The sequence below is a fragment of the Mesorhizobium sp. WSM4850 genome (genome assembly GCF_055811735.1).
In genome coordinates this window covers 86,295-101,219 of the sequence record NZ_JBVVPV010000006.1, presented here as the reverse complement: position 1 = coordinate 101,219, position 14,925 = coordinate 86,295, and the positions used below count along the sequence as shown (strand labels likewise).

The following is a 14,925-nucleotide window of genomic DNA, read 5'->3' as shown; positions in this document are numbered from 1 at the left end:
TATCGCATTTTGAGGGAACTGGAACCCGTGCCTGCCCTATGCGGCGAAACGATGTCGTTAGCTGCGAAGTGCGTCCACTTTGACACACGACGTATGCTCAAGACACTTTGAATTTTTCGGGCTGGTGTGTTGGCCGGCCGCCCGTTCCGCCTGTCCGTTATTGGCCAGTGGTCTGCTACTGGACAGTGTTGAAGGAGCTTTGCGTCGAGCCGAAATCGCCGAGCGTGCGAAACGACAGGTTGAAACCGATATTCTGCGACACTTCCTTGGTGCTCAGGTCGCGGGATTCCGAGAACGTCATCAAGTAGGTGAAGCAATCATCACTATAGGCAAAGCCGACCCCGTCCTTGACCAGGACGCTTTGCTCGAGATCGTAGGTGCCGGTACCGAAGACACGCCAGTTCTCAGCAAGTTGCGCCGAGGCGCCGAGCGTGACCTCGTGACGATCGGTCGTGAAACCATAGAGCGGCTGAGCCTGGATGAAGGCGTATTTGGCGCTGAACGAAATCGGCAGGCCGGAATAGGCTGCCTTCACCTCGGCGCGGCGAATCTCGAAGCTCTGCTCGTCGAAGCGGCCGCTGACCGAGCCGGAAAGCCCGCCGGGGCTGTTGAATCCGACAAGGCCGACATAATCGGAGCTCGCGGTCTCCAGGCCCGAATCTTCGCCGACGTTGACCAGGTCCGGCGCGTCGAAGGAGTTCTGGCCGTCAAGCTGGTAGGATTGGCCGAATAGCGCGTTGGTGCTCCAGCCATTGTCATAGGCGCCGGAATAGCGCAGCCCAACATTGGCGCGCGTGCCGCCTTCCAAGCGGTCGTAGCCGGAGAACTTGTCGCGCTCGAACAATGTAGTGGCATCAAAGACGAAGCTCTGCGCGTCCTCGTTGGGAACAGCGAGGCCGCCGACATATTGCTCGTTCGGACGCACGAACACCTGCGCCATCGGCTCGAAGATGTGACTGGAACTGGTCGACGAGAACAGCACCGGCCAGCGCATTTCCAGTCCGGCGGTTGCCATGAAGCGGGCGAGCGACGATCGCGTATCGTCGTCGACGCCGAGGTTAGACGCCATCTGATTGATGGCATTGAGCGATCCCGAAGAGGCGTTGACATAGCCGGCATCGCCGCGCAGCGCCAGCAGGGGCGTCAGCAGCAGCCCGCCATCGGTGGTGAAGGTGCGCTTCCATTCCGCTTCGGCAGTGAGACGGCCCGATTGGCCCTCGATGCCGCGTACACTGGTGACGGACGCAGCGTTGTTCGGATCGGCAAGGGCCCTATCCAGCCTGTCGCGGCTGATAGCCTGCGCATTGATATTGAGCGACAGCTGCCCGCCGCCCACCGCCATGTCGGGGATGTAGGCGTAGTCGAGCGAGGGCAGCACCCAGGGCTGTTTGCCGGCGCGCGCGGTCGGATCGTCAGGGAGTGCCTCTTCCTGGACCACAAAGCGCATGGCGCGCACGTCGAAATAGTTGCGGCCGTTGAGGCCGGTCAGGTAGATCGAGGAGCGATGCACGCTGTCGCCGAAGTCTTCGATGGCGTAGGTGCGTGAGAAGTTCTTGTCGGTCTGCAGCAGGACGTCCCAGCCGAAGTCCCAGCGCGGATTGATAGCGAACTGGCCCTTGGTGCCCATCATGCCGCGGAACTCGTTCGGGTCGCCGGCCGCACCCGAATCGACATTGCGCCCGTCGTCGTCGATAAACTCGTCGGGATCCTCTTGCCGGATGCCGGCGATCTTCAGACTGTACTGGCCGTTGTTGAAGCGCTGGCGCCACTCGGCTTCGCCGAGAAAGCCCTGCCTGGTATAGCCGCTGCCGGTGACGGTGAGGTCGTAGGTTGGTGAGAGCGCGAAATAATAGGGGACTTTGACGCCGAGGCCGAGGTCGCTCTTGTAAGCGATGCTGGGGATCAGGAAGCCGCTCTTGCGCTTGACGGTCGGGTCGGCAATCTCGAAGGCCGGCAGATAGGCGAGCGGAAAGCCGAAGAACTCGAAATTCGAATTCTCGAAGCGAACCGTCTTCTTTTCGCCGTTCCAGATGATCTTTCTGGCCTTGATGCGCCAGGTAGGCGCTTTGTCCGGCTTGTCCTCGCACGGCTCGCAGGCCGTGTAGACGCCGTTGTGGAACGTCGTCAGCACGCCGCCCATGCGTTCCGCGCTTTCGGCGGCGAAATAGGTCTTGTCGACGGTTTCGACACGCAGCGCGTTGACGAAGCCGTCGGCAAAATCGTCGGTGATGTCGACATGCTGCGAATAGATCTTGGTGCCGTCGCTGTTGATGACCTCGACATTGCCGCTGGCGACGAGCCGCTTGGTGTTGCGATTGTATTCTACCCGCTGGGCGACGAGGCGGTTGCCGCCATAATCGATCTGCACGCCGCCGACGGCCGTTACGGTCTGGTTGTCATTGTCATAGACCAGCGTATCTGCCGCCAGCAGCATTTGCGAACCGGTGGGAACGTCGGCTGCCATGCCGCTGATATCCTGGGCAAAAGCCGGGATACTCGGAACGACGCAAGCGAGCAGGCACGCCAAGGCGCTCGCCCCATAGAGGCGCGCCGAATCGGCATGCCTATGGATGCGCAAAACCGCCCCCCTCACTAGCCGTCTTCCTTGTACAGCAAGAAAGTCACCCCGAAGAACATAGCCACGACAACCGGAACCCACGCAGCGACGACTGTGGGTACGAATCCCGCCACGCCGAATGCCTTGACCAGCACTGTCACGACATAAAGCAGAAACCCGGCCAGGACGCCACCCAGAATCATCGTCGCGGATTGTCCCATCCTCGCAAATCGCATCGACACCGTTGCGGCGATCAAAGTCATGGCGACGAGAAGGAACGGCAGCGCTACCAGTGAATCAAATTGCATGGCAAAGGCATTTGCCTTGAGGCCGAAGGAGCGGGCAACCTCGATCTTGCCGGGCAGATCGTAGAAAGGGATGGTTTCCGGGCGCGCCAGCCGCTCTTGCACGAACTCGGGCTTGAGATCGGTCGGTATGCGGTCGGTTGCCACCGATTGGATGTTGCCGTCCCGGAACACCTTGACGTCCTGCAGTTCCCAGTAGCCATCCCGCAAATAGGCGTGCGCTGCGTCCTTGCGTTCGACGATGTCGCCTTGCGGGTTGAGGACGAAGAAGGCGGCGTCGGCCATCTCCAGGCCTTGATTGAGGATGGCGCGCGCGCCGATGATAGTATCGCCGGAACTGGTTTTCTGCCGGATCCAGGGCTCGGCGTCAGCCGAGACGGTGTTCGACTTGCCGGAGCGGAGCTGGGTTTCGATTTTTTCGGACCAGGAAAACGCATACGCGGCGATCGGATTGATGACACCGACCGACAACACCCCGAACAGCAGCGCCCCGATGCAGCACGGCAGCAGGAATTGCCATGCGGATACGCCGGCGGAACGCGCGATGACCAGTTCATACCTGCGATTAAGCGAGACCAGCGTCGCCATCGCCGAGAACAGGCCGACGAACGGCACCGTCTGCAGCATGATCATCGGCATTCGCAATCCTGAGATGGCAAACGCCGTGCCGTAGGTAAAACCCGGCAAGCCGGTCGTGCGGCCGGAAAGCTCGGTGAAGTCGATCAGGAACACAAGCGCCAGGAGGCCGATGAAGAACCAGATGGTGATCGTCACGTAGCGGAAGAAGAAGTATCTGCCCAGAGTCCAGCCCATTAGCGTGTCCAGCCCATCAGCTGGCCTCTTGGCCAGAAGCGCCGCGCCTGGCGAAGCGGAGCTTCAGGGCGCTCCAGCCGTCACCGAAGCGGCCGGCGAAATTCGTCATCCAGTCGGCCCAGGCGACCGGCAGTTCCATGGTCCGGTTGGAGACGATGAACCATGTCGCGACTGCGGAGGCCACAATAGGAACGCCGTAGACCACATAGGCGTATTGCGGAATGTTGTCGGCCTTCCCAGCGGCAAAGAAACCGAGCCAGCGCACGAAAAGGGCAATCGCGATAGACGTGATCAGCGGATGAATGCGCGCCTCGCGATGGGAGCGCGCGTCTCCCGCGACTGCAAGCGCGATCAGCGCGAAAACGAGTGAATAGGACCATTCGGAGAAACGCTGGTGGACCTCGGCCAGGTACTTGTTCGGCCTTTTCTGGAACATCTTGTCGTTCGGACTGGGATTGAGCAGGTACTGTGTCGTCCGGTCCTTCGGCAAGAGCAATACCTCCGATGAGGCCGACATGAAGGCCGACAGGTCGAAGGCATAGGAGGTGAACCGGATGACCGAAAGATCGCCGGCCAGCGTTTTGCGATGGATGACGCCGTCGTTCATTATCAGCACCCGCTCGTCGCCACTTTCGATGATGGCGCCGCTCTTGGCGTAGTAGATGAGGTTGACGCCTTCTTCGCGTGAATCGGCGACAAAAATGCCGCCAAGGCGGTTGTCCGGAAGCCGCTGGCCGATCTGCAGGAACAGGCCGTCGTCGATCTTGTGGAAGGTGCCTTCCTGGATGATGAGCGACAGAAGATCGGCGCGCGACGACGCCACCAGCTCGCGGTTTTTCTGTCGTGCATAGGGGTCGACGCCGTTGTCGACGGCGAACGAAAAAACACTGGCCGCCAGTGCCAGGAGCATGATCGGCCTGACGATGGTCCAGCGCGAAGCGCCTGCGGCGTTCAAGACGGCAAGCTCAGAATCGGAATTCATCGCGCTCAGTGTCTGCGCGACCGCGACCACCAGGGCGAAGGGCACGACGATCGGGACGATCGACGGAATGATCAGCGCAGCGACCTCGAAGAAGGTCAGCGCCGACTGCCCGCTGTCGGTCACGAGATCGATGCGGGCGAGCACCTGCGTCGTCCACACGATCGCCAGCGTCCAGATGAGCGCTGCGAGGAAGACCGCCAACGCACGACGCATGATGTAGCGTTCAACGACCTTCATGAAGGCTTTTCTCGATTTTGCCGAACGGCATCATGCCTCCAGACAAGGTAGTCGCCCGGCGACGCCTGCACAACCGGTCCGTTGGCGGTTCGATCTGGTTCCCGTCCCACATCGTTGTTTCCGGTGGCCGGAGTGTCGGCGGCATTGGATAAGAAAGGGCGAACATCAATGGTTAACAACAGGTTGCGGCAGTAAAGCGGGGCCGTGCCGCGACGAATCGCCATCGATTCCATCTGCCATATGGGATCGGATCCCGGCAAAGTCTTGCCAAATGCCGGAAAACGACCAAATGTCGCGCCGGTCACCGACATGGCCGCCGCGGCTGCGACAGGTACAAGCATGAAAGCAGAAGTAACAGAATTGCGCAGCAAAACCGGCCAGGAATCGATTTTTCACGGTGCGGTCGTGATCGGCGCCAACACAATCACGCAGCAGATCGCCAGGCAGGGGCGATGATTGAAAATGGGGGTGGTGCTTCCGGTCGGAAACAGCCAAATATCTGGTTCGTCAAGGCACTCCCCCGAAAACCCAACGCCTTTCCCGAAAGCAGGACATGATGACTTCGAGACCTTCGATCGCCTTTGCCAGGTTCGCAGTGCCCAAAAAAGGCAGCGTCTTCATGCTGGCGGCCAACGATGGCGGTCTCGGCGACGCGGCAAAGGCTTGCGATCCGGCAAAGACCCTGGAGCGGGCGTTTCCGGTGGCCGACTTTTCCGGCAAGTTCGCCGGCCTGGTCGAAGTGCTGGCGCCGGAGGGCACATCGCTCGACCGGCTGGTGGCGGTCGGCGCCGGCAAGGTCTCGGCGCTCGACGACTATGCCTGGCTCAAGCTTGGCGGCACCATCGCTGCATCCTTGCGCAAGGCGACGGAGGTGGCGGTCATGCTCGATCTGCCGGGTGCTGACGTCGGCGGCAGGCAAGCGGCACAGCTTGCCGCGGGCATTCTTCTGCGCAGCTATGCTTTCGACAAGTACAAGACGAAAAAGGACAATGGCGACGGCCAGCGCGACGGCAACAAGGCCGAGCCCAAAAAGCCGGTTAAGGTGACCATCCACACCGCCGACCCGGCGTCGGCGAAGAAGGCCTTCGCCGACGAGGTGGCGGTGATCGACGGCGTGCTCCTGGCGCGCGATCTGGTCAACGAACCGGCCAATATACTGGGGCCGGTGGAATTCGCCGCCCGCGTCAACGAACTGGAGGCGCTCGGCGTCGCGGTCGAGATCCTGGTCGAGAAGGAGATGAAGAAGCTCGGCATGGGCGCGCTGCTCGGCGTCGCACAAGGCTCGCCGCGTGGCGCGCGCCTGGCCGTCATGCGATGGAACGGCGGCAAGGCCAAGGACAGCCCGATTGCTTTCGTCGGCAAAGGCGTCACTTTCGACACCGGCGGCAATTCGATAAAGACGGCCTCCGGCATGGAGGACATGAAGGGCGACATGGGCGGCGCGGCCGCGGTGACCGGGCTGATGCACGCGCTGGCCGCGCGCAAGGCCAAGGCCAATGTCGTCGGCATCATCGGGCTGGTGGAAAATGCCGTCGACGGCCATGCGCAGCGCCCCGGCGACATCGTCACTTCGATGTCGGGCCAGACCATCGAGGTGCTCAACACCGACGCCGAAGGCCGCCTCGTCCTGGCCGATGCGCTGTGGTACTGCAGCGATCGCTTCCAGCCGAAATTCATGGTCAATCTGGCGACGCTGACCGGCGCCACCATGGTCGCGCTCGGCCAGCACTATGCCGGGCTGTTCTCCAACAATGACGAATTGGCGAACAGGCTGACGAGCGCCGGGCAGGCGACGCAGGAACGCGTGTGGCGGATGCCGCTCGGCACCGAATACGACAAGCTGATCGATTCGAAAAATGCCGACATGAAGAACATCGGCGGCCGCTATGGCGGTGCCATCATCGCGGCGCAGTTCCTGCAGCGATTCGTCAGGGATACACCCTGGGCGCATCTCGACATCGCCGGCACCGCGATGGGCGCGCCGTCCAGCGAGATCAACCAGTCATGGGCCTCCGGCTTCGGCGTCAGGCTGCTCGACCGGCTGGTTCGCGACAACTATGAGGAGTGAGGCCTTTCAAGGCGCGATCATGGCCGACGTCCTGTTCTACCACCTGACCGAATCGACTCTGGAGGATGCGTTGCCCGGCCTGCTCGAGCGCAGTGTCGATCGCGGTTGGCGCGCCGTGGTACAGACCGGCTCCGAAGAACGGCGCGACGCGCTGGACCAGCATCTTTGGACCTTCAGGGACGATTCCTTCCTGGCGCATGCGACGGACCGCGAATCCTATCTGGCCGAGCAGCCGATCCTTTTGACAACCAGCCATGACAATCCGAACGAGGCGCAGATACGCTTCCTGGTTGACGGCGCGGTGCCGCCGAAGCTTGCCGGTTACGAGCGCGCCGTGTTCCTGTTCGACGGCCACGATGCGGCCCAGCTCGAGGCGGCGCGCACGCACTGGAAGACGATGAAGGAAGCCGGCCACGCAGTCACCTACTGGCAGCAGACCTCAGACCGGCGCTGGGAACGCAAGGCGTAGCAAAGCCTGCCGCCTGGGCGATCAGCAACCTGGGGGTGCTACAACTGAAGTCGTTCAGCCAAGTCAATGAAGTCGCTGGCCACCAGGTCCCAGGCTTGATCAGGGTGCAGATCCGTGGTCTGCGCCACCCCGTGCTCGGTCGGACGCGGGACAAAGGCTGTTCGCAATCCGCATGCCCGAGCCGCTGCAAGGTCGCCATTGTGGGCGGCCACAAGACAGATCTCATCCGGCTTCATTGACAGCACGTCAGCGGTGCGAAGATAGGCTTCCGGCGCAGGCTTGTAGGCTTGCACGACTTCGGCGCCGAGGATCGCATCCCAGGGGATGCGACTCCGCTTCGCCATGTTGAGCATGAGGACGATGTTGCCGTTCGAGAGCGGCGCGATGATATAGCGGGCCCTGAGCCGTGTAAGGCCGGCCACCACGTCCGGCCATGGCTCCAATCGGTGCCATGCCAGGTTCAGTTCGTCCAGCTCGGACGCCGGCACCGAAGCCGGGTCGATCCCGAATTCTTGCAAAATGGCTTCCAGATTCTCCCGATGCAGCACGTCGAGCCGTGTAAAGGGCCGCCGGCCGCTGCGCACCTCCTCCATCGCTGGAGAGTAACGGCGACGCCACGCATCCGCGAAAGCGGTAGGGATAGCGGATCCTGCTCCATGCCGCTTCAGGAACGGCTCAGCATCGCGCGCCACGCCACTGCGCCAATCGACGACAGTGCCGAACACGTCGAATACCAACGCACGTACGCGATCCAATGCCATCACATTCGGCTCCTCGATCCCCACTATTTTTCCTTCGTCGCCTGCCTCGTTTTCCCCTTTTCACGGCCTTGCCAATTTGCTCGGCGATGCGGTCGGGCTTACGCGCGATGACGGCTGTGCCAATTAGATTGCAAAATAGACAAAGGGCACTGTCACCGATATTCCAGTGGCCTGGGCGCCGGCAACAACCCGGTACCGGCATGAGCGGAAGGGTGGCGGGCGCCACCATCGCGCCCCCCTCCTTCATTCGTTTGCCTTGAGCCAGATCTTTTGCGGACCGTGACCCTTGAAGGGGTATTGTGGATCACTCGGATCGTAAACGAGTGAGGGCCCGCCGGCGTCGAGGGGCGGGCACCAACGAAAACTGAACCCGTCGCTTCTCAACGAGAGTTCAAGATCGCAGCCTCCAAATGCGAGGCCGACCCGGCGTCCCATTACCTTTTGATCACGCTGAAAGTACTCCCAAATCATCTTCTGGGCTCGGTCGCTGGGCATCGCCGCGTCCGTGAACTCCAAGTACATCGTCCAGGTCTCCGGTCTGATAAGGAGGGTCCTAATCGCATCCTCTCCAGGAGAATTATCGGCTCCGAAAGCGGAAACGGATAGTAGGACGATTGCCAAGGCGGATCGGATTCCCCGCATCATGGAGACCCCGTCAAGCACCATCTGTGCCTTGTTGTAGTGCAGTCAGGGAGGCAAATCAGCAAAATGTCCAATTATGGCCTGATCTCGGAAATGCCGGCTGTCCGGTTTTGCTGTTGATGGCGTCTAATTACTGATCGCGGTAGGACGCCCATTGCTGAGCGTCCCTACCGCGATCCGTAATTCGTAATTCCGCGAAGCTCTGGACAATTGCGAAAGGCGAGCTGCACCACTATTCCAGAATGACGACGGCCTCCACCTCGAAGAGCATGGGGTCAATTGCAAGCTTGGGGACGGGAATCAGGGTCTGCGCCGGCAGCGCTTCACCGAACATTTTCTTGACGTTCTTGGTCAACACCTCAAGCTTGGACATATCGTGATCGACCACGAAGACGGTGAGCTTGGCGACCTGATCCGGCCTCGCACCGAGCGCATCGAGGGCGGTGCGCAAATTTGTGTAGGCCTGCTCAACCTGGACAGCGAAGTCGGGCGACAAGGCTCCCGTGCTGTCTTGGCCGCCCTGTCCGGAGATGTAGGCCACCCGGGCTCCGCGCGGCGTGATCACCGCCGTGCTGTAGCCATTTGGCGACGGGTCGTAGAGGTTTTGTGGATTGACGATGGTCAGCTTGAGATCCTTCTCATTGGCTGTCGTGGCAGTGGGAACTCCCATGGTCATGATGATTAGCCCTTCGATAAGCAGATGCTTGATTGCGCGTGACATGATTTTCTCTTGGCTATGCGAGCAACGTGCCTCGCGGCCGGCATTATTGAACTTTAACCGTATCGCCCATACGATGACTCGTGCGACGTACGAGTCATCGTATGGTACGCCGTACGAGTCAATCGTTCAGATCGACATTCGTTCGCGTTGCCGGTCAAAATCGACGTTCTGAACAGCGAGGAAGACGGATGGCGACCAAACGCAGCGGCCGGAGCAAACGAGGGATAAATGAGCGGCTCCAGCCCTTGCAGGAGCCGCGCAGTGAACCGCCGCTCTCTCGGGAACGTATCGTGGCGACCGCGGTGGAACTGCTTGACGCTCAAGGAGTCGACGGATTGACGATGCGTCGGCTGGCCGATCGCCTCGGCTCGGGCGTGATGAGCCTATATTGGCACGTCGACAACAAAGAGGATGTCTTTGATCTGGCGCTCGACTCGGTGCTTGAATATCGCGGACCGCCGCAAATAGCTCAAGACTGGCGCGGAGAAGTCGTTCATGTGCTCGAAGACTGGCGCGCCAGCATGCTGCGCCACCCTTGGTCGGCGACGCTGTTGCCGCGCCGGGCACTCGGCCCGAACATCCTCGGTCGCTTGGAACTGCTGAGCAAGACGTTGTCCAGAGCCGGCGTTGCGGACGCAGATGTGAACGTTGCGATATGGTCGCTCTGGAACTATGTGATGGGCGCCACCATCGCCCGGGCGAGCTTCGACCTCTCGGACGACGACAGGGCCGCTGCGCAGCAGCGCCTTACACGTCTCAGCGAACGTTATCCGACAATCGAACGCTCTCGTCTGCTGTTGGACAATGATTGGGACGGCGCTTTCAGGAATGGCCTCGGCTTCCTGCTCGATGGCCTCTCTCCAAAATGAGGCTGAACGTTTGGTTGAAAGCGACTGTCGCAAAATCGCTGATTAAAATCACAGTTTTGCAGCTGATTTTTGCAAGGTCGCAGAAGACGCGGCAACGTCCAAGGTTCCGCAATGGGTGTGAGCCGAAATGCAACCTCTGCACTGCCGAGGCCACTTGACGAAAGGCCGGTGGCGCGCAAAACTGCTAAGATGTCAGACCAATTTTGGGCGTAGGTACCCATGCGTATGCGCGGCGAACTGCCCGGGGCACCTGCCACGCGTGCGGCAATCGCCACGCTTCCGCCGTTGGACCGCGGCAAACAAGTCATGGAAGCGCTGGCAGACTATGTCGAGCGCGCTGCGCTGAAGAGCGGTGACCGGCTTCCAACCGAACGCGAATTGATGGCCGCGCTTTCCGTGGGGCGTTCGACAATTCGCGAGGCGATGGGGCGTTTCGAAGCGCTAGGCGTCACCGAGACCCGCAAAGGCAGCGGCACCTATCTGCTCAAGCCGATATCCGCCGGCACGATCCATTTGCCGCTGTCGCTCAATGCGGCTGAGCTGCGCGACGGTCTCTTGCACACCCTCGAGGTGCGCCGCGGCATCGAGGCCGAGGCAAGCATGGTTGCGGCACGGCGGCGGACAGTCGACGATCTGCGGACGATCGAGGAAAAACTCATCGAGATGGAGCGCGTCCATCTCGCCACCGGCACGTCGGGGCCGGAAGACCTGGCCTTTCACCTGGCGGTCTACGATGCCACGCACAATCCGCTTTTCCGGCAGCTCCTGGGGCAGATGCGCGAAGCGTTTGAGCGCTTCTGGGACCATCCTTTCGACCGGCAGGATTTCGCGCGGCGATCGTTCCCGTATCACCGTGAGCTGTTCGATGCCATCGTCGCCGGGGACGCGGAGCTGGCGCGCGGAAAAACGCTGAAGATCCTCGAGATCGTGGAACAGGATATCGAGGAAATGTCGAAATGAACGGCCAGGATTTTTTCGACCAGGCCTCGCTGATCGCCGCCCATGACGAGGGCAACGCCTTCGATGCCGTCGTCCCGCCGATCGTGCAGACCTCGCTCTTCACCTTCTCGAATTATGACGAGATGCTCGAAACATACCGCGGCGAAAAAGTGCGGCCGACCTACACGCGCGGGCTGAACCCGACCGTGCGTATGTTCGAGGAAATGCTGGCGAAGCTGGAGGGCGCCGAGGACGCGATCGGTTTTGCAAGCGGCATGTCCGCCATCTCATCGGCAGTGCTGAGCTTCGTCGAACCGGGCGACCGCATTGTCGCGGTCAGGCATATCTACCCGGACGCGTTCAGACTGTTCGGGACGTTGCTCGCGCGCATGCGCATCGAGGTGACCTATGTCGACGGGCGCGACGAGGCGGCTGTCGCGAGCGCCCTGCCTGGCGCCAGGCTGTTCTATATGGAAAGCCCGACCAGCTGGGTCATGGAAACGCATGACATCGGCGCGCTCGCTGCGCTGGCAAAGTCCCGCGGCATCCCGACCATCATCGATAACAGCTGGGCCAGCCCGGTCTTTCAGCGGCCACTGTCGCTCGGCGTCGACGTTGTGGTCCACTCCGCATCCAAGTACCTGGGCGGCCACAGCGACGTGGTGGCCGGCGTGGTCGCGGGCTCGAAGGAATTGATCGGCCGCATCCGCGGCGAAGCCTATCCATATCTCGGCGGCAAGCTGTCGCCATTCGATGCCTGGCTCTTGATTCGCGGCTTGCGCACACTGCCGATTCGGATGCGCGCTCATCAGGCCTCCGGCCTCGAAATCGCACGGCGCCTGCGGGATCATCCAATCGTTGAGAGGGTCTGCCATCCAGGGTTGGCCAACCTGCTTCCCGCGGGGCTCACCGGCACGTCGGGCCTGTTCTCATTTGTCTTCCGCGACGGCATCGACATCCGCACCTTTGCCGACCGCCTCAAGCTGTTCAAGCTGGGCGTGTCGTGGGGCGGCCACGAAAGCCTCATCGTGCCCGGCGAGGTCGTGCTGCAGCAGAAGGCCCAACCCAATTCCGCGATGGCGTTCGGCGTCCATCCGCGGTCCGTGCGTCTCCATGTCGGCCTCGAGGGAACCGAGGCGCTGTGGAGTGACCTGGAAACGGCGATCGACGCCGCTTCCGAAGAAAAGACCTGAAGCAACCAGACAAGAAGGGAACGGAAAATGAAGAAGCTTCTTATCGCCGCATTCGCCACCGTACTGATGTCGGGTGCTGCACTCGCCGACACGACGCTGAAGCTCGTGGAGGTGATCACCAGCCCCGAGCGCACCGAAACCCTGAAGTCGATCGTCGCCAAGTTCGAGGCGGCCAACCCGGGCACCAAGGTCGAGGTGATCTCGCTGCCTTGGGGCGAGGCGTTCCAGAAATTCGCGACCATGGTGTCTGCCGGCGAAATCCCCGACGTCATAGAGATGCCGGACACCTGGCTGTCGCTCTATGCCAACAACGGCCTTCTCGAAAGCCTCGAACCCTATCTTGCCAAATGGGAGCACACCTCGGGCCTCACCGATCGCACGCTCGAACTCGGCCGCGACGTGAACAACACCGCCTACATGCTGCCCTACGGCTTCTATCTGCGGGCGATGTTCTACAACAAGAAGCTGTTCAAGGAGGCTGGTGTCACCGAGCCGCCCAAGACGATGGACGAGTTCGTGGCGGCATCGGAGAAAGTATCCAAGCTTCCAGGCAAATATGGCTACTGCCTGCGCGGCGGGCCGGGTGGCCTCAACGGCTGGATCATGTTCGGCGCAACCATGGCCGGCTCCAACGAGTTCTTCAATGAGGACGGCACCTCGACCATGAACAGCGAGGGCTGGGTCAAGGGACTGACCTGGATCGTCGATCTGTACAAGAAGGGATTGGCGCCGAAGGACAGCGTCAACTGGGGTTTTAACGAAATCGTCGCCGGATTCTACACCGGCACCTGCGCAATGCTTGATCAGGATCCAGACGCGCTGATCGCGATAGCCGAGCGGATGAAGCCGGAAGACTACGGCGTCACGACCATGCCGAAGGGGCCGAGCGGCAAGACGTTCCCGACCATCGGCTATGCCGGTTGGTCGATGATGGCGGCCAGCCAGAACAAGGACCTCTCCTGGAAGCTGATCGAAACGCTCGAAGGGCCCGAGGGCAATGTCGAGTGGAACAAGCGCACCGGAGCGCTGCCGGTCCACAAGTCGGCCGAAAAGGATCCCTTCTACGCAAGCGAGCAGTTCAAGGGCTGGTTCGCTGAACTCGAGGACAAGGATGCGGTGCCAACGGTTATGCCGACCTATCTCGAGGAGTTCGCCTTCTTCAAGGACTCGATGGTCATCAAGACCAGTCAACAGGCACTGCTTGGCGATATCACGCCAGAGGAAATGGCCAACCAGTGGGCCGACTATCTGACCAAGGCGCAGCAAAAATACCTGGCCAAGAAATAAACGGCGGACGCCAGGCGTCGGAGCCGCCCATCGCGGGTGGCTCCGATACGTCTCGTCCATGGTCAATTGGAAGGAGGGTCGGTTGGAAGGATGGTCGATTGGACGGATGGCCAATTGGAGCGAAAGCGTTAGCTGATGGTCTTTGACGCCACCGCCGGGTTCCCGGAATCGCGCCGCCGGTCGCTGGTCGACCGGATCACGCGCCATGCCGAGCCATATCTTTACACCGCCCCGGCGCTGATTCTGATCGTCACCATCATGCTGGCGCCGCTGGTATTAGGCCTGTCCTACGCCTTCCGCGACGTGCACTTGCTCAACCCCTTCTCCGGCGGCTATGTCGGGCTCGATCATTTTCGCACCCTTTATGACGACGACAATTTCTATCGGGCGCTGCGCAACACGCTGTGGTGGACCGGCGCGTCCGTCTTGCTGCAATTCGTGTTCGGCCTGATCCTGGCGCTGTTGCTCGACCGGCCGTTCGCCGGCCGCGCCATAGCGCAGGCGCTGGTGTTCCTGCCCTGGGCGGTACCGACTTTCCTCACCGGGCTCAACTGGGCGTGGCTGTTCAACCCCGTCATCGGACCGCTGCCGCACTGGCTTTATGCGCTCGGCCTCATGAATGAACCGGCCAACATCCTTTCCAATCCGCAGCTTGCCATGTGGGGACCGATCATCGCCAACGTCTGGTGGGGCATTCCCTTCTTCGCCATCACGCTGCTGGCCGCGCTCCAGGCCATCCCGCGCGACCTCTACGAGGCGGCGGCGATCGACGGCGCCGGGGCATTCAGGCGGTTCACGTCGATCACCTTGCCGTTCCTTGCGCCGACCATTGCGATCACCGTGCTGTTGCGCACCGTTTGGATCTCGAACTTCGCCGACCTGATCATCGTCATGACCAGCGGCGGGCCAGCCGACCGCACGCAGATCGTCGCGAGCTACATCTTCACGCAAGCCTTCAGGGCCTTGGATTTCGGCTATGCCTCGGCCATTGCGCTGGTGCTGCTCGTCCTGTTGCTCGCCTATTCGATGCTGATCGTCATGCTGCGGCAAGTCCTGATGGATCGGGCCTGATCGGGATGACC

At 61.3% G+C, this 14,925-nt stretch carries 14 protein-coding genes; 8 read left to right on the top strand and 6 right to left on the bottom strand.

From position 1 onward, the window contains the following. Nucleotides 1-175: 175 nt before the first annotated feature. From AC0L2Z_RS09510 to AC0L2Z_RS09495, 4 genes are all read right to left on the bottom strand, one after another. Nucleotides 176-2,464 carry an LPS-assembly protein LptD gene (locus tag AC0L2Z_RS09510; protein ID WP_473477415.1) on the bottom strand — a complete coding sequence of 763 codons (2,289 nt, stop codon included), beginning with the start codon at nt 2,462-2,464 and terminating at the stop codon, nt 176-178. A gap of 128 nt (nt 2,465-2,592) precedes the next feature. Continuing rightward, a complete protein-coding gene (lptG, locus tag AC0L2Z_RS09505; protein WP_023800697.1) occupies nt 2,593-3,675 on the bottom strand; it encodes an LPS export ABC transporter permease LptG in 1,083 nt (360 codons plus the stop codon). A 16-nt stretch (nt 3,676-3,691) separates the two neighbouring features. Further along, on the bottom strand, nt 3,692-4,894 hold the full coding sequence (gene lptF / locus AC0L2Z_RS09500) for an LPS export ABC transporter permease LptF (protein WP_473627680.1): 1,203 nt from the start codon (nt 4,892-4,894) through the stop codon (nt 3,692-3,694). Further along, a complete protein-coding gene (locus AC0L2Z_RS09495) occupies nt 4,891-5,205 on the bottom strand; it encodes a hypothetical protein (protein ID WP_473627678.1) in 315 nt (104 codons plus the stop codon). Before AC0L2Z_RS09495 ends, lptF begins: the two co-directional genes overlap by 4 nt. Here AC0L2Z_RS09495 and AC0L2Z_RS09490 point away from each other — a divergent pair. The 3 genes from AC0L2Z_RS09490 to AC0L2Z_RS09480 all read left to right on the top strand — a co-directional run bounded on the left by AC0L2Z_RS09490 (nt 5,204) and on the right by AC0L2Z_RS09480 (nt 7,431). Further along, entirely contained in the window at nt 5,204-5,350 is a 147-nt protein-coding gene (locus AC0L2Z_RS09490; protein ID WP_023800694.1) for a hypothetical protein, read from the top strand. The genes AC0L2Z_RS09495 and AC0L2Z_RS09490 overlap by 2 nt on opposite strands. A gap of 100 nt (nt 5,351-5,450) precedes the next feature. Beyond that, nucleotides 5,451-6,962, top strand: coding sequence for a leucyl aminopeptidase (locus tag AC0L2Z_RS09485; protein WP_287260713.1), 1,512 nt, complete (start codon nt 5,451-5,453; stop codon nt 6,960-6,962). Between the two features lie 19 nt (nt 6,963-6,981). Next, entirely contained in the window at nt 6,982-7,431 is a 450-nt protein-coding gene (locus AC0L2Z_RS09480) for a DNA polymerase III subunit chi (RefSeq protein WP_091590560.1), read from the top strand. Between the two features lie 38 nt (nt 7,432-7,469). On the opposite strand, the gene AC0L2Z_RS09475 is transcribed toward AC0L2Z_RS09480, so the two are convergent. After that, the gene (locus tag AC0L2Z_RS09475; RefSeq protein WP_287341965.1) at nt 7,470-8,192 is read right to left on the bottom strand and encodes a haloacid dehalogenase type II; all 723 of its coding nucleotides are present in this window, start codon (nt 8,190-8,192) and stop codon (nt 7,470-7,472) included. 874 nt (nt 8,193-9,066) lie between these two features. Further along, nucleotides 9,067-9,555 (bottom strand): RidA family protein, encoded by a 489-nt coding sequence (locus AC0L2Z_RS09470; RefSeq protein WP_254023828.1) that lies wholly within the window; start codon nt 9,553-9,555, stop codon nt 9,067-9,069. Between the two features lie 188 nt (nt 9,556-9,743). On the opposite strand from AC0L2Z_RS09470, the gene AC0L2Z_RS09465 reads away from it, so the two are divergent. The 5 genes from AC0L2Z_RS09465 (at nt 9,744) to AC0L2Z_RS09445 (ending at nt 14,914) form a co-directional block, all read left to right on the top strand. After that, the gene (locus tag AC0L2Z_RS09465) at nt 9,744-10,424 is read left to right on the top strand and encodes a TetR/AcrR family transcriptional regulator (protein ID WP_473627676.1); all 681 of its coding nucleotides are present in this window, start codon (nt 9,744-9,746) and stop codon (nt 10,422-10,424) included. Nucleotides 10,425-10,649: 225 nt separating this feature from the next. Continuing rightward, complete coding sequence (locus AC0L2Z_RS09460) at nt 10,650-11,384, top strand: FadR/GntR family transcriptional regulator (RefSeq protein WP_473627740.1); 735 nt, start codon at nt 10,650-10,652, stop codon at nt 11,382-11,384. Then, nucleotides 11,381-12,556, top strand: coding sequence for a PLP-dependent transferase (locus tag AC0L2Z_RS09455; protein ID WP_287260717.1), 1,176 nt, complete (start codon nt 11,381-11,383; stop codon nt 12,554-12,556). Before AC0L2Z_RS09460 ends, AC0L2Z_RS09455 begins: the two co-directional genes overlap by 4 nt. A gap of 27 nt (nt 12,557-12,583) precedes the next feature. Continuing rightward, the gene (locus tag AC0L2Z_RS09450) at nt 12,584-13,843 is read left to right on the top strand and encodes an ABC transporter substrate-binding protein (RefSeq protein ID WP_473627674.1); all 1,260 of its coding nucleotides are present in this window, start codon (nt 12,584-12,586) and stop codon (nt 13,841-13,843) included. Nucleotides 13,844-13,978: 135 nt separating this feature from the next. After that, the gene (locus AC0L2Z_RS09445; RefSeq protein WP_027152651.1) at nt 13,979-14,914 is read left to right on the top strand and encodes a carbohydrate ABC transporter permease; all 936 of its coding nucleotides are present in this window, start codon (nt 13,979-13,981) and stop codon (nt 14,912-14,914) included. Nucleotides 14,915-14,925 lie beyond the last annotated feature (11 nt).